General features: G+C 53.3%; 12 protein-coding genes. 5 read left to right on the forward strand and 7 right to left on the reverse strand.

Going from position 1 to position 22,256, the window contains the following annotated elements:
* Positions 1-31: 31 nt before the first annotated feature.
* From J2I46_RS33375 to J2I46_RS26480, 4 genes are all read right to left on the reverse strand, one after another.
* Entirely contained in the window at positions 32-3,073 is a 3,042-nt protein-coding gene (locus J2I46_RS33375; protein ID WP_207332108.1) for an Ig-like domain-containing protein, read from the reverse strand.
* 2,053 nt (positions 3,074-5,126) lie between these two features.
* Entirely contained in the window at positions 5,127-6,677 is a 1,551-nt protein-coding gene (locus tag J2I46_RS26470) for an ABC transporter permease/substrate-binding protein (RefSeq protein WP_207332109.1), read from the reverse strand.
* 76 nt (positions 6,678-6,753) lie between these two features.
* Positions 6,754-7,485, reverse strand: coding sequence for an ABC transporter ATP-binding protein (locus tag J2I46_RS26475; RefSeq protein WP_207332110.1), 732 nt, complete (start codon positions 7,483-7,485; stop codon positions 6,754-6,756).
* A gap of 43 nt (positions 7,486-7,528) precedes the next feature.
* On the reverse strand, positions 7,529-7,684 hold the full coding sequence (locus tag J2I46_RS26480) for a hypothetical protein (protein WP_207332111.1): 156 nt from the start codon (positions 7,682-7,684) through the stop codon (positions 7,529-7,531).
* A gap of 31 nt (positions 7,685-7,715) precedes the next feature.
* Here J2I46_RS26480 and J2I46_RS26485 point away from each other — a divergent pair, with 31 nt between their 5' ends.
* The 3 genes from J2I46_RS26485 (at position 7,716) to J2I46_RS26495 (ending at position 12,597) form a co-directional block, all read left to right on the forward strand.
* Positions 7,716-10,649, forward strand: a complete 2,934-nt coding sequence (locus J2I46_RS26485) for a hypothetical protein (RefSeq protein ID WP_207332112.1) — start codon at positions 7,716-7,718, stop codon at positions 10,647-10,649.
* 323 nt (positions 10,650-10,972) lie between these two features.
* Positions 10,973-12,061, forward strand: a complete 1,089-nt coding sequence (gene recA / locus J2I46_RS26490; RefSeq protein WP_207332113.1) for a recombinase RecA — start codon at positions 10,973-10,975, stop codon at positions 12,059-12,061.
* Positions 12,062-12,192: 131 nt separating this feature from the next.
* Complete coding sequence (locus J2I46_RS26495; RefSeq protein ID WP_207332114.1) at positions 12,193-12,597, forward strand: hypothetical protein; 405 nt, start codon at positions 12,193-12,195, stop codon at positions 12,595-12,597.
* A gap of 24 nt (positions 12,598-12,621) precedes the next feature.
* Here the strand turns inward: J2I46_RS26495 and rnc are convergent, their stop codons facing one another.
* On the reverse strand, positions 12,622-13,389 hold the full coding sequence (rnc, locus tag J2I46_RS26500) for a ribonuclease III (protein WP_374758105.1): 768 nt from the start codon (positions 13,387-13,389) through the stop codon (positions 12,622-12,624).
* 150 nt (positions 13,390-13,539) lie between these two features.
* The gene (locus J2I46_RS26505; protein WP_085412421.1) at positions 13,540-13,779 is read right to left on the reverse strand and encodes an acyl carrier protein; all 240 of its coding nucleotides are present in this window, start codon (positions 13,777-13,779) and stop codon (positions 13,540-13,542) included.
* A 265-nt stretch (positions 13,780-14,044) separates the two neighbouring features.
* Between J2I46_RS26505 and kdsA the strand changes: the two genes are divergently transcribed.
* Entirely contained in the window at positions 14,045-14,854 is an 810-nt protein-coding gene (kdsA, locus tag J2I46_RS26510) for a 3-deoxy-8-phosphooctulonate synthase (RefSeq protein WP_207332115.1), read from the forward strand.
* 51 nt (positions 14,855-14,905) lie between these two features.
* Here kdsA and J2I46_RS26515 read toward each other — a convergent pair whose 3' ends face one another.
* Positions 14,906-19,129: a hybrid sensor histidine kinase/response regulator transcription factor gene (locus J2I46_RS26515; RefSeq protein WP_207332116.1), complete on the reverse strand. Its 4,224-nt coding sequence runs from the start codon at positions 19,127-19,129 to the stop codon at positions 14,906-14,908.
* A 170-nt stretch (positions 19,130-19,299) separates the two neighbouring features.
* Between J2I46_RS26515 and J2I46_RS26520 the strand changes: the two genes are divergently transcribed.
* Positions 19,300-22,062, forward strand: coding sequence for a PQQ-dependent sugar dehydrogenase (locus J2I46_RS26520; RefSeq protein ID WP_207332117.1), 2,763 nt, complete (start codon positions 19,300-19,302; stop codon positions 22,060-22,062).
* The last annotated feature ends 194 nt before the right edge of the window (positions 22,063-22,256 follow it).

Raw genomic sequence — 22,256 nt, forward strand, 5'->3', positions numbered from 1 at the left:
GAAGCCAGCCCGTTTTATTGACTAACTGCTTCTACAACTTCATGATCTTCCGGACCACGTGGTGCTCGCCGACCTGTACGTTCAGCAGGTAAAGCCCGGCGGGTTGCTGACCCAGGTCGAGTACCGTTTGGCGGGCGTCTGTCTGCCGGGTCAATACGGGCATCCCCGTCATATCGCGCAGGATTAACTGGGCTGGTTCTCGTGCTGTGATAGGCAGGTCGATTGATACCGTCAACAGGTTCTGTGTAGGTACCGGATACAGCGATACCGTGTTCAACAACGGATTCTCGACAGCTAGTAACGGAAGAACCGTTACTGCGGCCGTACCCGATACGGGGCCGGTACTGCTGCAGTTATTGCTCACCGACGTCAGGAAATAACTGGCTGTTTTGGATGGCAATACAGACAGAATATGCGGATTGGCGTTGGTCTGAAACGTGTTGACCGTTTGCTGAGCCCCATCGATAATTGAGCTGTAGCTGATCGACCAGGGGCCATCGCCGGAAAGGGAAATGCTCAGGCTGGCCGGGCTGCCTTCGTACACGGCCTGTGTGCCGCTTAAAACAGCAGCGGGCAGTCCGCGAACCGTCAGCACCGTTGGGCTACGTAGCCCCGGCACCTCGGCCCCCGGATTGGTGGCCACTACCCGAACAAAATAAGGGCCCCCTTTTAAACTAGCCGGTAAATTGGCGGTGATGGTGCTGCCAGTACTGGTTGCAGAGGCATCAACGTAGTTTTTCGACGTAGTATCGGCCACCTGAACCTTGAAGGCATTACCCGTATTGAACACACCGGTGGTTGCATAGGTGACGGCAAAACTGGTGCCCGCGCAGACCGTTCCCACCGTCAGCGCCTGTGTGCTCACCGTTGGAATATTGACGAAAATAGTGGCCGTGGCGGGGTTACCCGGCAGCCCGTTTCCGCAAACGTTCGATACGCTGGCTACCCGGTAGGTGGTTGTTTGCAGTGGTTTTACCGAAACCGATGATAATGTATCGGTAGCAATGCCGGATGTGCCGTCTGTCAGGGTGTAGGCGTACGGCGGTGAACTCGTAAACCGAAGTCTTAACGACGCCGTCTGACCATAATTGACCGTGGTAGAGCCCAATAAGCCCAGGGTTGGGTTGGTATTGATGACCAACCGGATGGTGCTGCGCGGACTGACGCAGCCGCCACTTGAAACCGAGTATACCTGATAGGTTTCGCCCCCCTTGGTTGCGTTGGCAGTGGGTGGGGTTGGGTTCTGATCGCTGGCCGGTAGCAGCTGACCATTCGGGTCGAACCAGCGGAGGCCAGGTCCGGTTGCGCCTAGCGGCTGAGCTACATCGTTGCGGCAGTACGTCACCAGCGACGACGATATCACCGGAGCTGGATTGGCTACTACGGTCACGCGCAACAGACCCTGATCACTAATGCAGCTATTAACCGTTTGGGTCACGCGGTAGTCCATCGCGTAGGTATTGGTTACGGCTGGGGTGGGCGTGAAGTTTTCGGGGAACGCGTTACCATCAACAAAATACCACCGCAAGTTTTGGCCCTGGGCCGAGAGCGGCTGTACGGTCTGCTTTGGCTGGTCGGGATTGTTGCTACTTTCGAGGCAATAGGTGACTGCCTGCGTAACAGGTGGCGCGGGTTTAGGCTGTACCACCACCGAGTAATCGATCTTCGGCCCTTCGCAGCCGTTTGTCGATTGCGACACCCGGTATAGCCACGTACGGGGCGTTTCCGTGTTCAGAACGGGGGCCGTTGACCCAAGCGGGCTGTTGTTGGCGTCGTAATATTTCAGATCGCTACCGTTTGCCTGAAGCGCCCGGCCCGGGCTAAACTGGCACAACTGGAACGGCGTGATACTCGGCTGCCCCGGCGTTGGTTTAACCCGCACCGTGACTGTAGCCGGGTTGCTCCGACAGCCGTTGAGCTCCTGCAGTACCTGATACGTATACGTTTTAGCGTCGCCGTTTTGTGGCGTTGGGCCTGTTGCGCTCTCTTTACCATCCACCAGCCAGATGATCGAGGCGTTGGTTTCCGGGGTGGCTGTCAGGGTGGGTGCGCTGTACGTTTGGCAAAATTCAACGTTGCTCGTGGTGGTTGGTAAGGCCGGCTTGCGCTTTACCGTTACGTTGATTTGCTGACGAAGGCTTTCGCAGCCGTTTATAGTTTGGGTAACGAAGAACTGCTGCGGGTTACCAACGTTCGACGCCGCCGTGCTGGGCGTTGGTGCCTGGCCATTAGCCGATCCGCCCGTGCTGCTGCCATACCAGAGCAGGCTCTGACCCGAAGCAACAATAGGCGAGGCTGATTCTTCGGCGCAATACTCTTTGGGCTGGGTAAAGGTGGGGTTGCCGGGAATGGCATACACAGGTACGTCATACGTAATCTTCGGTCCCTCACAACCATCTGTCGACTGAGATACTTTGTAAACAACTGTTGTCACCTGGCTAGTGCTGGGCGAGGGGGCTGTAGTGCCAAGGTACTTGTCGTCTTTGTCGTAATATTTCAATTCTGTCCCGTTAACCTGAAGCGGCTGCGAGTCGCGGTTCAGACAAAGTGAGTACGCTTTGATACCAGGCTGGCCCGGTGTTGGTTTCACTGTCACCTTCACCGTAGCGGCGTTACTGCGGCAACCGTTCAGGGTTTGTAACAACTGGTACGTGTATGTTCGGTCTACGTCATTGGGCGTTACAGGTGCCGTTCCGCTTTCTGATCCATTATTGACCCAGATTAGCGTAGCACCACTTTCGGGTTGCGCTGACAGGGAAGAAGGTGCGTATGTCTTACAAAAAGCAGTACTAATGTCGGAGAGTTGGTCAGGTTTACGCTTCACCGCCACGGTAACCCGTTGCCGTTGCTGACTTTCGCAGCCTGCCACTGTTTGGCTAAGGAAAAACTCCTGAACTGCACCCACATTACTGGCATTGGAACTTGGTGTCGGTGCCTGTTTGTTGCCTGTTACCGCTGTTGCTGATGTGTACCATAATACTCCTGGCTCCGTGGCCGATAGGCCCGTTACGGCGTCGCCGGCGCAGTATGTGCGCGATTGAGCCGAGGTTGGGGCAGGTGGTGTAGCATTCACATAGGCTGTCACAGTGAGTAGATCACTCGGGCAACCATCACTATTGGTCTGGGAAACGTAATAAGGTGTGCCCCCCTGATTTGCTGTAGAGGGCGATGGCGCCTGTGCGAGACTTGTACTGTTAGGTGCGTTTGAGGTATACCACTTTATGTTTTCACCTGTAGCTGCTAACTGATACGAACTCTGACCCTGGCAGAAGTTGGCAATGTTATTGTCATATGACGTCGTTGGTTTAGTTGGGGTGGCTTTTACTTGAACCGGTACAGCAAGAAAGTCGCTCTGGCAGTCGTTTCCATCTGTTTGCGTTACCTGATACGTGTATGAGCCTGACCTGGTTGGAGCTTGAGTAGTCGTATTTGAGATGAACGTACCCAGATTACTACCCCCGTCGGTATACCACCGTAGTTTGTTGCCATTGGCTGTTAGTGAAGTAGGAGCTTGGGCTGAGCAGTATATATATGAACCCGACAACGTAGGTTTGCCAGGTAGTGCACGAACAAAAAAGGTCAGCTCAGCGCTTTTCGTACTAACACAACCATTACCATCGGTTTGGGTTACTTCGTAAATAGTTTGACTGTTGGGCTGCGAAGTAGAGGGGCTTGGCGCGCCGGGTAAAGGAGTATTGCTTCCCTTTACATACCAAGTTATCGAATTAGAACTCGACGACACTGTCAGTGCTCTTACAGACTCGTTCTGACAGACCGATACATTCTGAACGCTAGGGGGGGTTGGCCGTTCATTGATTGTCACGTCAACGGTTTGTGATGGGCTTGAGCAACCATTTGCGTTTTCCTGCCTCACCTGATACTGCCCTGCCTGAGCGGTTGAACTCAGTGTGATAGAGGTGCTATTTATTGGCGTTGAATTCCCAGGAACAGTCCAAAAGATTGACGTGCCATTGCCGGTGGTTTGAGCTGATAACGTTGTTGGTAAATCGTGCCGACAGATTGATAGACTCGTTTTAGAAACGTTAGGCGGAGAAGACGGTGGCGCGTCGTAAACACGAATAAGAATTTCTTTCCGGCTGCTTTCACAGCCTGTTGAACTCAATTGACTAACGCTATAGCTATATAAGCCGGTAGTAGTAGGTGCTGATGGAGGAGAAGCCGACGTTGTGCTATTAGGCGGACTATACCACCGGAGCGAGGCTCCCGCTACGTTAGTTGATGCTGTTAAGGTGACTGGTGGGTTATTTGTAGGGCAGTAAACTGCTGGTGGTGTTACTTTATCCGGTACTGGCGGAGGGTCTGATAAATACACAGTGAGAGCCGTTCGGGCGCTTAAACACTGGTTTATTTTCTGGGCGATATAATAAGTAAGTGAGGAGTTGGGCGTGCTAGAAGCGGTCGGTATAGAATAGGTGTTGCCCTGACTGATAGACGTAGACGTAGAGCCTGAATACCATTCCACGTTGGTACCGGTAACCGAGATAGGTTGCGTTCCCGTATTAGCGCAGACTGCTAGGCTGTTTGTTGTGCCGACACTTAGTGAGGGTGTGCCAATAGCAATGTTACTTGTAAAGGGACTAGTCCTTATAGGGCTACTTGACCGTATCCAGAACTTATAACCTGTAGCATAAGGCAATGTAGACAGGGAGGGTAACGTGCCTGATATTGTGAACGTGGAAGTGCCTATAGGCACAGCGCTTCCGTTAATATTGATAGGCGAAGAAGTATCACCGTTACCACTCGATAGTTGGAGCGCAAAGGAATTTGTGGCTGAAAACGAGCCTGTTGTTGTAAATGTTACCGAAACAGGCGATCCTGGACAGGGTGCAACTGGCGATATAGCGTTGATCGTAATGGTTTGCGACCAGGATAAACTACTGGTGGCAAGGCTACTTATGATGGCTAGCCACGCAGCTAGATAACGACGAGTAAAGAACCGATTCATACTATGAATTTTATGAGTTAGATATGATACGTACCCCAAAGGTAGGGTATTTAACCGGAGTCGAAGTCCACGTTTTAGCTAAAAAGCCGCCTCGAATCGTTGTTAAATCCAATTCCTGAACTAAAATGGAGTGTGCTCAAAAACCAGACCAGATTGACATCTACTGTTGATCTATGTAGCTGGTCAGCCTTGAAATAGAGCGGATACCGAGCGATTGGGCTTCCGGGCGGCGCATCATCAGGCAGTAGGCGTTATTAAAGCCCAATGGTTTTCCCCAGTGTAGTTGATACCGCCGGGTAAACTCCTGATCAACATACTTATATACGGCTTCTGGTTGCCCATTCAGGGAGTCTAGCACGGCGGATTTGGGTTGAAGGATCACCAGCAGCCCTGTGCCCGTATACTCAGGATAGAAATCGATGGCACCCGTACGCAGGGCATCGAAGCAGAGTTGCGTACCACCAAAGCCAGTCTTCGACGCTACCCGTAGCGACGTATGCCCTTCGATTAGCTGCCGGTAGATCTCGGCCAGAATATACTGTTCGGTAAACACTTTCGAGCCCATGACCACCTGCCCTCGCCGAGGCCCCGAGGGCGAACGCAACAACCCGGCCCGGTTTAGGAATTCCCGCGCTACCCGCTCCGGCGACTGGTGCAGGTAATCGGCCCGGTAGTTCAGGTCGGTCATGATCGAGTCGGTAAGTCGACCTGCCAGACGGTCGAGCGCCGGGCCAAGTTCCGGGTATGTTCTGAGCGTTGCTTCGCGCACAACCGGAGCGGCGGCATAGGGTGGGAACGCATGCTTGTCGTCATCGAGCACCACGAGGTTGAAGGCCTTGATACGTCCGTCTGTTGAATAGCCGCTGATCACGTCGACTTTTCGGGTACGTATGGCCTCGTACATCAGGCTTTGGTCGAGCAGACGGTTCGAGATGTTGAGGCCGTAGGTTTTCTGCAAACCCGGATACCCGTCGGCCCGTCCGCCAAACTCATGGGCGAAACCTGCCAGCAGCTTTGTTTGCCCGGCCCGTGGCAGCAGATAGGCCGACGATAATACCGGAAGCAGCAGTAGCCACAGGCCGGTCCGGCTGCGTAACTGCCCCCATTTAACCACCTGTAATCTGGCCAGGCCCCAATCGAAAAATACGGCCAGCAACGCCGCCGGAATAGCACCCGCCAGCATCATGTTGGTGTTATTCAGGGCAATGCCGCCGAAAATGAACTCGCCAAGCCCGCCTGCCGCCACGTAGGCCGCCAGCGTAGCCACGCCCACGTTGATCACCGTGGCCGTGCGGATTCCCGCAAAAATGACGGGAAGTGCCAGCGGCAGTTCAACCCGGCGTAATACCTGCCCATCCGTCATGCCCATGCCCCGTGCCGCTTCGGTTAGTGTTGGGTTTACTTCCGTAATGCCCACGTACGTATTTCTGATGATAGGCAGTAACGCGTATAAGAACAGGGCCATCAATGCCGGACCAGCGCCAATGCCCAATAGCGGAATCAGGAAACCCAGGAGCGCAATGCTCGGCACGGTTTGCAACACGCCGGCCACACCCAGCACCACCGATGCTACCCGCCGCCGTTTGGCAATGAAAATTCCCAGTGGCAGACCAATCAGTAAGGCCAGTAGCAGCGACCCAAACGTTAAGCCAATGTGGGTCATGGTCTGCTCGAGCAGTTTGGCAGCGTTTTCGCGTATAAATTCAAGCATAAATCAAGGATCAGTTACCCGTGAATAAGTATCAGTGGCTACCGTATGGAACGTGCCATAGCAGCACTGATAACTGTTACAGTGCCATGTATTCTTTAACGAAATCGGTAGCTGGCTGGTCGCTTAACTCGCTGGGTGGCCCAAGTTGAACGATCCGGCCGGCGTCCATGAGGGCAATTCGGTCGCCGAGGTTGACGGCTTCGCGCACGTCGTGGGTAACCAGCACAATGGTTTTCTGTTGCAGCGCTTCCAGTTCCCGAAATTCACGGCGAATGGCGGCGCGGGTAATAGGATCGAGCGCGCCGAAGGGTTCATCCATCAGAATGATCGGCGGGTCGGCAGCCAGGGCGCGGGCCAGGCCGATGCGCTGGCGCTGACCTCCGCTGAGCTGATCGGGGAAACGCAGCAGCACGGAATCGGGCAGGCGGAGCATCGCCAGCAGTTCCTGGGTACGTTGCTTCATTCGGCCGTCGTCCCAGCCGAGCAGGCGCGGCACTACGGCAATGTTGTCGGCCACGGTATAATGCGGGAACAGCCCGGCATCCTGAATAACGTACCCAATACTTCGGCGTAATAGGTGTGGTTCCTGCTGCCGGATATCCACGCCGTTGATGGCGATCGTGCCCGAATCGGCGTCGATCAGGCGGTTCAGCATCTTTAATGTTGTGGTTTTACCGCAGCCCGACGTACCCAGCAGTACCAATGTTTCGCCCGCCGGAATTGTCAGTGTAAGGTTATCAACAACGGCCCGGTCGTGGTAGCGCTTGGTTACGTTAGTCAGGCAAATGGCAGAAGTAGCATCGTTCATGAAAGACAGGGTGTCCACTGCTTATGGCTGTTGACACAATAAGCTAACCCCAAAGCGTGCGGTTTTGATTATACGCCAGGCGCCGTTGGGCTAAATCACCGGCCGTTGGGTACGTTGTCGGTACGTTCAGTAAAAATAGCTGGAACAACGTAAATAGGCTACGTACTGGCAGGCGTACCTTGCCGTTGTGGATGGTCATCGTTGCCAGTCATCGTCACCTGTTTCGGTCTATGCTTATTCTTCGCGCCCGATTGGCTTTGTTTGTTCAACAACAGGCGGCCAACCGTGTATTCTGGCTTGTTCTGACCGGACTAACCGCCGCCCTGATTGGCTTTGTGGAACGGCAATTCAATGGCGGCGACCTTCATTCGCTGGCCGGCCAGTATGTCGACACGGGCGTCAATCCGACGATACTCATCAGGGATTGGCCAGCCGAACGTAGTTGGCTGGCGTGGCTGGATTTAACCGTCGATACGTTACTTTTTCTGCCGGCCTATACGCTCACGCTGGCTATCTGGTGCCGGTACTTTTCTTACCATAGTTTGTTTGTCACCAATCGGTTTCGGCCGCTCCTGAAACTGGTTATGCAGTGTGCTGGCCGCTGGATCAGGCGGTTGCTGGTTGTGGCTGCGTTGGCCGACCTGCTCGAGAACGTGACCATGATGGGCTGGCTGCTGGCCTACCCCGGGCCCTTGGCGGGCGGGGCTATACTGCTGTTGCGGCTATTGAAGTTTATACCGGCCGGGGCCGCCGTTTTTTTTATTCTGCTTCATCCGTTGGGCATCATGCTGTCGATCCGTGAAGCATTTTTCCGGCTCATTGGTATCGATCGGTACAATCAGGCTGACGTTCGCCACCGACTGATGCACCACATAAACCGGCGTCGTCAGACTGATCTGGACATTCGGAATGCCGTACTTCGGTTCAAGCACGATAAGGCATTTACCCCGCCGCCGCCGCTATCGTTCGGTGCGTATGTTTCTACCCTCTGGAAGGGCTTTCTGAACGTGCAATTTGTGGTATATCTGCTGCTGGCCATGTTTGGCGTTTTTCAGCTCGATCAGTTCGACGAACTTTTCTATTTCCTGCTGACCGAACAACGTGGCCTGTGGGTAGTGCTGTTTACGCTTATTGCGCTTTGTCTGTGGAGCGGCATGGTGTATGTGAGCAGTAAAATTCTGCTGTTCATCCAGCCTAATTTTTTCGAGGGCGTTGATCCCGATAAAGTAGACTCAACGGCCCGGGCGCTCGACAAAATAGGGGCTGAACTGCGGCTGCTTCGCAACACGCCTCTTTGGCTATCGCATGTGCCGTTTTTGTTACTGTTCCTGACCCTTGCCCTCAACTTTGGTCGTCTGGCGTCTGTGGAGCAGAAAACGCCGGATTTCGCCTTTAAATACGTTTCCATTCTGCTGGCACTATCGGTCGTTTATGTGCTGTTTGCGATCGTTATCCACCGGATTCATTACTATTCCGACAAAGAAACCCGGCCCGAGCGGCGCTGGTCGTTTGCGCTGTTCAAGCCCGATTCGCCCGCCAGCGATTATGCCCTGCTTGTGGATAGGGCTCCTTACAGTATCCTGTATGGGCAGGGCGTGCTGGTTATCCTGATGCTGCTATTTCTGCCTTCTGCTACCGGCCTGATCCTGTCGAAAGGCATTGGCCTTTATGCCATCGTTATGATCTGGCTCACTGGCCTGGCCTACATGGGTACGTTGCTGTATCAGTTCAACCAACTACCCAAATACCCCGTTCTGGTAGGTCTGCTGCTTGCCGTGCTGGCCTTTTCGCGCTTCAACGACAACAGCGATATTCGGCAAAGTCCGGTTAAGCTGAATGCGAAGACCGGCGAACCCGACACAACGGCTCGCCGCCCCAGTGTGGAGGCCTACTATACCCACTGGCTGAAAACCCGGCACGCCTTCACCGACACCAGTACCCTGCCTGTGGTGGTCATTGCTACGGCCGGCGGCGGTATTCGGGCTGCCGCCTGGACAACCGAATCGCTGATTGCGTTGAACAAACAGATACCCGGCTTCGATCACCACGTATTGGCCATCAGCGGAGTATCGGGCGGTGGGGTCGGTGCGGCTACCTACGTGGCTGTTCTGGGTGGTCAGGCAACGGTTCCTGTCAGCCAGTCGCTCACCTCGTTTCCCGACAGTATTACGGCGCATCTGCGAAGTGTGGTGACCGAAGACCTGGTATCGCCTGCGGTGGCGTCGATGCTGTTCCGGGGAGGAATTCATAACTTCATTCCGTTTCCGCTACACGCCATTGACCGGAACCGCTGGCTCGAAGATGCCTGGGAACAACGCCTGCTGACAAGCACTAATATACCGAATGATGGCGTACGGGGCCAGCTTACCGAATCATTTCTGTCGCTCTGGCCCGACAGTACCACGCTGACGACCGATTCGCTGAATCTGCCCGCCCTGCTGCTGAATGGGGCCGTGGCCGAAACGGGTCAGAAAATTGTGATGAGCAACCTCGATCTGGGCAATACCAGCGACCGGCAAAACCCATTCTACGACGTAGCCGATCTCTTTGCCAGCACAGGCCACGATGTTCCCTACAAAACGGCTACATTTCTCTGCGCCCGGTTTCCGTTCGTAACCAGCGGCGGCAAAGCGAAGGGTGTGCTGCCCAACATCACAACCGACGTTCGGCAGACCAGTTACCACATTATTGACGGCGGCTATGCCGAGAACACGGGTATCGTCACGGCGGTGCAACTGATCAAAAAACTGCAGCGCATCAGCGAAAGTCTGAGCAAGCCGGCGGCGGGTCGGGCTACGCTTCGCAGACCGGTGGCTTATTACCTGCTGTTTCTGCCCAACTATGCTGCCTCAGAAGCGAAGGGTTCGGTGAATACGTTCCGTTTTCTGGTTGAACCGGTGAAAGGATTTCTGAATACATGGGACCGGAACGGGGTTAGCCTCGACCAGCTTATCGGCCGTACATTGCAGGGCGACAGGCGCGCGCTTAGTTTCGATTACGCCAGCCTGATGCTCAACACAAAGAAACACCGGTATCCGCTGGGCTGGTATATTTCGCCTACGGCCGTCGGTAAAATGGCCGGTCAGGCGCAGGTCGATGTGGGGCGTCAACTGGCTGATTCTACCTCAATTTTCAGGCAATTGAAGCGACAAATCCATCCCTGAAGCCTCGCCGCAGCTCCCCGCCCTGAAGGGTACTCGCTATCGCCCGAGCGTTGCCAACGCGAAGTGACTATCGCGCCAGCAGTTACTCTTCAGAGTGGGACGGGGCACCAATGGATGGGTTAGCTCTAATTCAGAAGAAAGGTGGAGTTAGATGATTGATTATGAGTCTGTTGGTGTTCTGAAATGTGGCTTATGCACACTCGTTTCAGTTTCGAAAGAAGTATGGGTTAGGTACGTTGCCTGCCTACTGATTTCATTGTAAAAATCGCTTGGAAAAGCCGCAAAAAAGTCTTAATTTTATTGAGTTAAACAACCCCGTAAACATGGCAAAATCCGATTCTGCTACGGCCACAGCAACTGCTAATGACAACAAGCTGAAAGCCCTTCAGACAACTATTGAGAAACTAGATAAAGCGTTTGGCAAAGGAACCGTTATGCGGCTGAGCGAGAGCAAAGTCGTTGACGTACCTGTTATCTCAACAGGCTCGCTAGGCCTTGATCTTGCCCTTGGCATTGGTGGTTTACCACGCGGCCGGGTCGTTGAAATATACGGTCCTGAATCGTCGGGTAAAACCACGTTGACGATGCATGCCATTGCCGAAGCCCAAAAACTAGGTGGCCTTGCCGCCTTCATCGACGCCGAACACGCTTTCGACCGGACGTATGCCGAGAAGCTGGGTATCGATGTAAATAACCTGCTGATTGCCCAGCCCGATAACGGCGAACAGGCGCTCGAAATCACCGAGCACCTGATTAGCTCCGGTGCCATCGATATTATCGTCATTGACTCCGTTGCCGCTCTGGTACCAAAAGCAGAGATCGAAGGTGAAATGGGCGAGAGCAAAATGGGTCTTCAGGCTCGTCTGATGTCGCAGGCGCTGCGGAAACTGACGGGTACGATCAATAAAACCCAGTGCTGCTGCATTTTCATCAACCAGTTGCGTGAAAAGATCGGTGTGATGTTCGGTAACCCCGAAACAACAACCGGTGGTAACGCCCTGAAATTCTACGCATCCGTTCGCCTTGATATCCGTCGTATCGGGCAGATCAAAGAGGGCGCCGATAACGTAGTGGGTAACCGGACCAAAGTGAAAGTGGTGAAGAACAAACTGGCGGCTCCCTTCAAAGTCGTTGAGTTCGATATCATGTATGGTCAGGGTATCTCGAAAGTAGGTGAGATTCTTGACCTCGCCGTTGAGATGGAGATCGTGAAAAAATCCGGCTCATGGTTCTCATATGGCACCAGCCGTCTGGCACAGGGTCGGGATGCCGTGAAAGACCTGATCCTCGACAATCCCGAGTTGATGGCCGAACTGGAAGGCAAGATCCGCGCGAAAATCTCTGAAGACCAAAACGCCCTCCTCGACCCAATGGGTGCCGTTGAAGAGGAAGACGAAGTGGCTGAATTATAAGTTTAGCCGTTTAGCCGCTTTTATGAAAAGGGCCGTTTCTTAAGTGGAAACGGCCCTTTTTTGCTGCCTTTACCACTGCAGCGAGAGGAATATGCGATAGCTTCCCAAACTTGAAATAACATAACACCAGCATGGAGGAAGATCCTGATTTTGAATTGAAAATTAGTGCAACAATTCATGGTGAAGATTTTATGCCTCGTAAGCTTCTGTCAATGAGCAAATTGATATTTGATGATTGCCAAGAGAAGGGGGATGAATACGTGCGTAAAACGCATAAGGGTATTCACCAAAGCGGTTTGGCTACGCTCTCTGTAGCCGTAAAATCGCTATCAGAGAGGAATAGTCAGTTCGATAGCTTGCTCGCTATGATTGTTGATAACTATAAAGCTATTAAAGATAGCGGTGGCATTAGCATTAGTATTTGGGTAGCTGTTTTCCGCTCGATACAGGGAAATTGGGAAGCTACACCGGAGCAAATTCAAAAGATAGCGTCGTTCAACGGTTCGCTGGCCGTTACGTACTACAGAGAAGCCTAGATTAATCCAGCAACGTACCTGCGCTTACTTCAGCTCTAATTTTTTGAAAGCATCTTCAGCGGCTGATTGTTCCGCCTTTTTCTTACTGTAGCCACTGCCCGTAGCAAACGGCTCATCGTTGACGATAACCTGGGCAATGAACTCGCGGAACTGGCTGCTGCCCTGTTCCGAAATAATTTCGAAACGAAGGTCTTTGCCTTCGCGCTGCGCCCATTCAATCAGGCGGCTTTTAAAGTTGCCGTTATTGTTCACTACGGCGTCGAGATCGTAGTGGGTCAGCAACTTTTTCAGGATGAAGCTCCGGGTAAAATTAAAGCCTTTATCCAGGTAAACGGCTCCAACGAGCGCTTCAAGCGCATCGCCATACATAGAAGTTCTGGCGGGCATAAGCCGACCGCGCTGCCCGTCGTATTCGATCAGATTATCGAGACCGATCTTGCGCGAAATAACATTGAGCATTTCGCGGTTCACGATCCGCGAGCGAATCTCGGTCAGAAAACCTTCGTCTTTGAAGGGGTATTTTTTAAAGAGGTATTCGGCGATGACCATCCCCAGAACGGCATCACCAAGGTACTCAAGCCGCTCGTTTGATTCCCGAAAGCCAGTCACTGCCGACTCTTTGGAGGCCGACGTATGTAGTACCGCTAACTGGTAAACGCCTATGCGTGAAGGGGATTCGCCGATGATGTGCGCAATAGCCTGACGCAGTTGCCGACGTCGGTTTTTCTCATCAGACGAGCTAAACCAATGGGCAAACGGTTGCTTGAAGAAGCGGGGCAATGCGAGATCCACAAAAAAGCGGCGAAAAGATTCTAAACGAACTGGCAGCTGAGCAAGGGCCGGAACCGGCTGGCGTCGATACGCCGCAATGGCGTACAAAAAGAAGATATGGCCGGGATCAGTCAATATGTTGATGCCCGGCCATGACTTAATGCGTTGAGCTTACTTGCCCGTGTTCTCGTCCAGGTATTTGATCGCCTGACCTACCGTGGTGATGCTCTCAGCCTGATCGTCCGGGATTTGTACGTTGAATTCTTTTTCAAATTCCATAATCAGTTCGACCGTGTCGAGGGAATCGGCACCAAGGTCGTTTGTAAAGCTTGCTTCCGGCGTAACTTCCGACGGATCAACACCTAATTTATCAACGATGATTTGCTTTACTTTTTCAGAAGTCTGAGACATTTCGGTAGTCCTTTTGTGTTAAAAAACTTCGCAAAGAAAACACTTTACCAACGTAAAGCCAAACAATTTTTGCAGCTTGCTATCGTTGATTTTGCACGCCAATTTACACTTAACTCACTTGTTATAAGTTTATTACTTATATATAAGCAGTACTTGTAGCCGTTATGAATAGTGAACTCTACTAAGTGAATAGTGTATGTTTTGCCCGGCATACAGCCGGGAGCCTTGTACCTTTGCCGGGTTATATCGTCTTAATTTGATTGTCATGCTGATCCCGAAACTCAAACATACTGATAATGACCGCTTTTTTTTGATGGCTGGCCCCTGTGCTATTGAAGGCCGCGATATGGCCCTGCGCATTGCCGAGCGCATCGTTACCATTACCGATCGCCTGCAAATCCCGTACATCTTCAAAGGGTCGTATCGGAAAGCAAACCGGACTAAACTAAACTCCTTTACCGGCATCGGCGACGAACTGGCCCTGTCAATTCTGGAAGAGGTTGGCCGTACATTCGATATTCCCACGGTTACCGACATTCACGAGTCGCACGAAGCGGCTATTGCGGCACCACATGTCGATGTGTTGCAGATCCCGGCGTTTCTGTGTCGTCAAACCGAGTTGCTGGAAGCGGCGGCCAAAACGGGGAAGGCGGTAAACGTAAAAAAAGGGCAGTTTTTGTCGGGCGAAAGCATGGGCTTTGCCGTTGAAAAGGTAAAAGCCACCAACCCCGATGCCGTCGTTTTCCTGACCGATCGGGGCAATTCCTTCGGCTACGGCGATCTGGTTGTGGATTACCGGAATATACCGGCCATGCAGGCTCATGGTGTACCGGTTGTAATGGATTGCACGCACTCGCTGCAACAACCCAATCAGGCATCGGGCGTTACGGGCGGTAAACCGGCGCTGATCGCCACCATTGCCAAAGCCGCTATCGCCGTAGGGGCAAACGGATTATTCATCGAAACGCATATGAACCCTGCCGAAGCCAAATCAGACGGAGCCAATATGTTGCCGTTAGACCAGCTTGAAGCCCTGCTTGAGCGGTTAGTGCGCGTTCGGGAAGCGATATTGTGAGAGTTCACTGGGGTCAGCAATACATATCAGCGCAAAGCAACGTACCTACACTTACACGCTCAACTCCTGCTGTTGTTTAGTATAATCGGAAGGGGAAAGGCTATATACATTCTGGAAGGTTTTACGGAAGTGCTTTACATCTTCCATACCCACCAGGGTTGCCACTTCCGACACGCGCAACGTACCTGACGTGAGCAGTTGCGCGGCTCGTTTCATGCGAATGTCGCGAATGAACTCAACAACTGTCTGGCCCGTAATGGCTTTCACCTGCCGGTAGAACGACGATTGGCTCATGCCCATTTCCCGCACCAGTGTGGGTACGTTGAATTCAGGGTCGCTGAGGTTGGCCTCTACAATGGCCATTGCCCTTTCGAGAAGTTGCTTCTCCTGATCGGGAATGACCACATCGGTCGGTTCGAGCAGGATCTGGCGCTGGTAGTATTCCTTGAGCTGATGCCGACTCTGAAGCATCATGGCAATTTTGGCGTACAGGATTCGGGGGTTGAACGGCTTTGCCAGGTACTCGTCGGCACCCGTTTCCAGCCCTTCCAGTTCATGTACGACGGCTACCCGGGCAGTTAGCAACACCACCGGAATATGCATCGTTTTTGGGTGTTGCTTAATCTTCCGGCAGAGTTCCAGGCCGTCGCTGCGGGGCATCATGACATCGCTGACAACCAGATTGGGCATTAAACTCAGCGACTTTTCCCACCCGTCGATACCGTCGGTGGCTACGAAGACCTCAAACGCCGGTTCGAATAGCTGCTGGAGATATTGCCTCAATTCGTCGTTGTCTTCTACCACCAAAATGCGGGTTGAACCGGAAATGGGCAGCAACGTACCTGCTTCGGCACCAACGGTTTCAGGCATGGCCTGCGGAAGCCGTTCGGGGGCGGGTACGTCATCCAGAATGTCTGTTGTGGCCAAATGACCCTGACCGAAGGGGAGACGAAGCATGAACGTTGTGCCCGCGCCGGGGGTGCTTTGTACCGTAATTTCACCCGCGTGGGCCTCGGCAAACTGCTTCACCAGCGACAGGCCAATGCCCGTGCCCATGATGCGCAGCGTTTCCGTATGCGATGCCTGGAAATAGGGGTTGAAAATCTGATCCAGTTCATCTGCATTCATCCCGATTCCCCAATCGCGCACAGTGACCTGCAGGTAATTGTCGTGTAACGTGTTGCCGTGAAAAACTGCCGGTTCATCGGGCGAACCAACAATAGACACCATCAACCTGATTTTGCCTTTGCCAGGCGTGTATTTCAAGGCATTGGAAAGCAGATTGGTCAGGATGATTTCGAGTTTGCTGCGATCGAAATACATCATAATGGTCGTCTCTGGGGCGTCCAGGGCATAATCCATCTGCAACTCGTCGGCCTTGAGCCGGAAGATCAGGAAGATTTCGGTGATGAAATTGATGACGTTGCCCCGGCTGGCGCGCAGCATTACGTGCCCTGATTCAACCTTGCGGAACTCCATCAGCTGATTCACCAGATCGAGCAGTTTGCGGGTTTGCTGGTGCATGAGCATGATCTTGTCTTTAACCCCGTGGAACGTATTTTTGGCCGACGCCAACTCTTCCATAGGCCCCAGAATCAGAGTAAGCGGCGTACGTAACTCGTGCGATACGTTGGTGAAGAAGCGCAGTTTCAGGTCGGTCACTTCTTTCTCTTTTTCGGCCTGAAACTTCTCAAGGGCCAGCGTGTTCTTCAGCTTCTGCTGAGCCAGTTCTATCCGCCGGTAAACGAATAAGCCACCCGCGCCCAGGCTGACGTAGAGCAGGTAGGCCCACCAGCTCCGGTACCAGGGGGGCAGCACCGTGATGTGCAGCGTAGCTGGCTGGAGCGACCATTTTCCTTCGCCGTTGTCGGCTTTCACCACAAACGTATAATCGCCGGCGGGCAGATTGGCGAAACTGGCCGTACGTTGGCCTGGTGCGGGCATGATCCAACTATTGTTATACCCGATAAGCCGGTACGCGTACTTGTGTTTCTGCGGATTGGCATAATTCAGCCCGACAAAATCGATGGAGAAATCATTTTCCGACGCGCTCAGCAGCAGGTCAGTTGTTTTATCGATTCGCTTCGTCAATAGTACGTTCCCATTTACCGGTTCGTCGGCCAAAACGGGTTTGTTGAAGATGCGCAGGCCCGTCAGGCGAACCAGCGGCGCATAGGGGTTGGGCTGAATATCGCGGGGCTGGAAGTACGTAACGCCTTTTATTCCGCCAAAGTAGAGCGTGCCGTCGGTCGATTTATAGGCTGAACCAACCTTGAACGAGTTGCTCTGCAGCCCGTCGGCCACCAGATACTGCACCGACTGCCCCGTTGCCGGGTTGAAACGCGTTAAACCGGCGCCACCGATCCAGAGATGTCCCTGATCATCTTCCAGAATCGTTTCAACGTTGGTGACGGGCAGTTTCTTATCAAAACGCCGGATTACCTCCTTGCCCTGTGCATCTGTTGTTACCTGATTCAGGCCGCCGCCGATGGTACCGATCCACAACGTACCCCGCCGGTCTTTTAGCAGGGGCCATGCGTAGTTGTTGCTCAGGCTGGTGGTGTCGCCTGCGTTGTAACTGAACTGTTTCAGTAAACTCAGTGATGTGGCCGTGACCCTGAACTTCAGCACGCCGGCATTGCGGGTGCTGGCCCACAGCAGGTCTTTGTCTGTATCGAGGCACAAAAACGAAAACTGATTGGTGGGTACGGGGCTGTTGCCCGTATGAAAACGCTGAAGCAGCTTGCCGTCTTTATCGAAGCGAAGCAAACCCAGATCGAGCGAGGTTACCCAAATGGTGCCGAACCGATCCTCAACGATACTCTCCAGCATGGTTGAACTAAGCCTGAGTTGCGGAGAGAGCTGCGTGGTGGTAACGAGTTTATCCTCCCTTAGCCGGATCAGGCCGTGATAGCGGGTACCCACCCAGAGCGTGCCATCCGACGCCCGGCAGAATGCCGAAATGTCGATTCCGGTTGCATCGCCCGGAAGCTGCCGATTCTCGTAGTTCCGGTACGTTTTAGTGGTCAGATCATAGCGCGAAAAACCGTTTCGGGTGCCGATCCAGAGCCAGTTTCTGGCTTCATCTTTATAAATGGCATTGGCGAAATTGTTTGTCAGGGTTGGGTGCTGGGCGTATTGCCGTTGCAGGTTGGCAAACGGCTTGTAGCGCAGGTTCACCTTGTTGATGCCCCCCGCCGAAACGGCCAGCCACAGAATCTGATTCTTGTCTTCGAAAAGCTGATGAATTCGGCCCGAATTTATACTGAACGGGTCATCGTCGAGCGGAAGGTAGGTAGTAGGTTTGCCCGTGAGCACAGGCATGGGCGATACGGGGCTGGTTGCCCGTTGAGGCTCCCACAGGTGCAGGCCGTAATTGGTGCCTACCCACAGCCGCCCATACGAATCGAGATGAATGCATTCGAGGCCCTGAATGGAGTACCCCAGTGAGTACGTGTTGAACGGCTGCCGGGTACGTCGGTGCTGTTGACTGACCCAGAAAATCTGATTGTCGGTTCCGATCCATAAATCATTGCGTCGGTCCAGATGAAGGGCGCTGACAACCCGGTCGGCCAATGGCGCAGGCTGGGCAACTAGTGGCTGGGCAGCTAAGTTGGCCGGGGAAACAAACCACAAACCAACGCCGTAGGTGCCGATCCAGACGGTGCCACCCCGGTCAACAACAACGTCGGAAATATAATAATCAGGTCCTGCGTGGCCCGCCAGTACAAGTTGCTCAATGTGGGTTAACTGGTTATCTGAATCGAGAGTGAGCACAAATACGCCGTGGCGACTGGAGCCAACCCATATCCGGCCCAGCTTATCCGAGGTGATGGATAGCACGTCGATCATCTGTAACCGTTCAACCAGCGCCTTGTTGGCCGATGGCCTGACCCGCTGGCTGATGTTGACAAATCGGTCATGATCGGCATCGAAAAGGCTCAGTCCTGCGCTTTCCGTTCCCACCCAGAGCCGGTCCTTCGCATCGCAGTACATGTCCTGAATCCGGTTACTGAACAGGCCATTCCGGTTGTTGATGGGCAGCAGGTATTTCTTTAGCTCGTAGCCGTCGTAGCGGTTGATGCCGTCGTTGGTACCCATCCAGATAAACCCGGATTTATCCTGTTCGATACACATGCCGTCACTGTGCGCCAGCCCTTCGTTGACGGTGATATGTTCGAACCGAAACCGACCCGATTCGGGCTGGGCCAGACCAGTTGTTGCTACTAAGCAGAGTGCTACCAGGCAAACGATGTGTAGGAGAAGCCGCTTCATGATCAGGGACTAATTTACCCCCTTTTTTTGACGAAAACCGACCTGATTGCCGATAATTAATGTGGTAATGTTGCATTATTTACAACATCTTTTGGAAAATCCCGTAGTAATGCTCAAAGTATCAGGGGATTCAGTTGACTCGCTCGTATCAATATATCTCTGTTATATCTATGTTTCATTTCCCGTTTAAATACGGTATATCCCTTGGCGTTTTCCTGGGTGCCACTACCCTGACGACGTACCTGACGGGGCACGAGCCCATGCCAAATCCTGCGATGCAGGCAATGTCTGACACAACCAATCGGCCGGAAGAAAACCGGTTTAAAAAAACGGTTCTGTTTAATGACCTTAACGAGCCGATGGAACTGGCTGTAGCGCCCGACGGACGGGTGTTCTTTGTGGAACGGGCCGGTAAGTTTTATATGTACGACCCCGGTCAGAAGAAAACACGCCTGCTCCATGATTTCCCCGTAAAAGCCGTTGACAAGTACCTGAATGGCATGCTGGGTATGACCATCGACCCAAACTTCAGGAAGAACCATTTCCTCTATTTCTTCTACACTATTCAAGACAAAGACCAGACCCGTCAGCGTATTGCCCGGTTCAGGGTGAACGACGACAGTACGCTGGATCTGGCTTCGGAAAAATCGATCATCGAATTTCCGATCGATCTGGAAGTAAGTGCCCATACGGGTGGTTCGCTGGCCTGGGATGCACACGGAAACCTGTTTATCTCGACAGGTGATAATACAGTACCGTTTGAGTCGAACGGCCATGCGCCCATCGATTCGCGATCGGGCCGGCTCACGTTCGACGCCCAGCGGTCGGCCGGGAACCCGAACGATCTACGGGGGAAGATTCTGCGTATTCATGTGGCCGACGATGGATCATACACGATTCCGGAAGGGAATTTGTTTCCGCCAGGTACGTCTGGTACCCGCCCCGAGATCTACGTGATGGGCTGCCGGAATCCGTACCGTATCTCGGTCGATCCGGCTACGTCGATTGTGTATTGGGGCGAAATCGGGCCCGATGCCGGTACGGATGGTGTGCAGGGGCCGCGCGGGTACGATGAGTTCAATCAGGCCCGGAAAGCGGGAAATTATGGCTGGCCGTATTTCGTAGGCGACAACAAACCATATTTTCAGTACGACTTCGCCACTAAATCGGTTGGTGCGCTCTTCGACCCGAATGCGCCGGTAAACAATTCGCCCAACAACACGGGGATGAAAAACCTGCCGCCAACCCAGAAGCCGATGGTCTGGTATCCATATAATAAATCAGACGAGTTTCCGGCGCTGGGCGTGGGCGGCCGTTGCGCTATGGGCGGGCCGGTATATCACTTTGATCCTAAACTGGCATCGACTACCAAACTGCCTGCCTACTACGATAAGGCCCTGTTCGTCTACGACTGGATGCGCAACTGGGTGTATGCGATTCGGCTGGATGACAACCAGAATTACCAGTCGATGGAGCCGTTTATGCCCACAACCGGTGATTTCCGCCGGCCTGTAGATATGGAAATCGGCCCTGATGGCAGCGTGTATATGCTGGAATACGGATCGGTCTACGGGATCGATAATGACGACGCCCGCCTGGTAAAAGTTGACTTCAACGGCGGGAATCGTGCGCCGGTTGCGCAGGTAACGGCATCCGACACGCTGGGTAGTGCGCCGCTGACGGTTGCGTTTAAAGGCGACCAGAGCCGCGACTTCGATAAAGGTGACCAGCTTCGCTACGAGTGGCGATTCGACGGGAAAACGGTTGGCTCAACCGTAGCGAACCCGAGCTATACATTCCGGAAGAACGGCATTTATAAGACAATTCTGAAAGTAAGTGACCAGCTCGGCAATGCCAGCCTGGATACGATGACGATCCGGGTAGGTAACACATTACCACAGGTGGCCATTTCGGTCAATCAGAACAGCACGTTCTTCCCGGCCACCCAAACACCGCTGGCCTACTCAGTGTCGGTAAAGGATAAGGAAGATAAGGTAATCGATAAGAAGAACGTGAAGGTGGTGCTGAACTACATTCCTAAAGTGAGCAGTGAGCCCATGATGGGCCATCAGCAACTGACGGCGTCGTTCAACCTGGGTAAATCGCTTATTGCGGGCTCAGACTGTAAGGCCTGCCATCAGGTAGCGGCTAAATCGGTTGGGCCGGCTTTTGTTGACGTGGCCAAGAAATACCGCGACGACAAAACCGCTACGGCCAGGCTGGCCAACAAAGTAATTGTTGGCGGCGGTGGCGTCTGGGGCGAACACGCGATGAGTGCTCACCCGCAACTATCGCGCGAGGATGCCGCCGAGATGATCAAGTACGTGTTGTCGCTGGGGACTGAACCAACCGAAAACCGCTTGCCACAGCAGGGTAACATTGTGTTGAAAGAGCATGTCGGTAAAGCGCAGGAAGGTCGGTACATGCTGACGGCTTCGTATACTGATAAGGGAGAAGCCAACGCCACCACGCGGAGTAAGTTAGCGCTCATGAAAAGTGATGTGCTGATGCTGCGCCCCACAAAAGTGCTGGGCAGCGAGGCCGATGAACTGAACAACATGACCCGGCAGGGTAAACGCCTCGGTAATATTCACAACCAATCATATTTTGTTCTGAAAAACATTGATCTGAAAGGCATCGACCAACTCACGTACCGGTATTCGTCGAAAGACCGGGATGCTACAGTCGAGGTGCATACTGACTCGCCGACCGGCCCGGTCATCAGTACGCTGGCCTATACGGCTACGGGCGGCTGGAACAAGTTCGTTGAGCTGGGTACGTCGATCCAGAATCCCGGCGGCAAACACAACCTGTACTTCGTGTTTGTTAAGGCAGATACGCCCAACCGGGACCTTTTCAGCCTCGACTGGCTACAGTTTGGCACCAAAACGGCCGCCACCGCTGGCGGACGCGAACCATCAACAGGCAACTAGCTGATAGCCCGTCAGACTGAATTTTGCCAGGTAATTAACTTGCTCGTATTGATCACCGATCCAGGATGCTGACTCTACTGCCACGTATATACTTGGTGGCAAGGTCAGCATCCTGTGTATTGACCTTGGGGTATTCCCCAGGAAGACGTTTGAAAAAGGAGGGTACCGGCAAAAGCCCGCCTAAATGCTGGAAA

This window comes from Fibrella forsythiae (assembly GCF_017353175.1).
Lineage (GTDB): Bacteria > Bacteroidota > Bacteroidia > Cytophagales > Spirosomataceae > Fibrella > Fibrella forsythiae.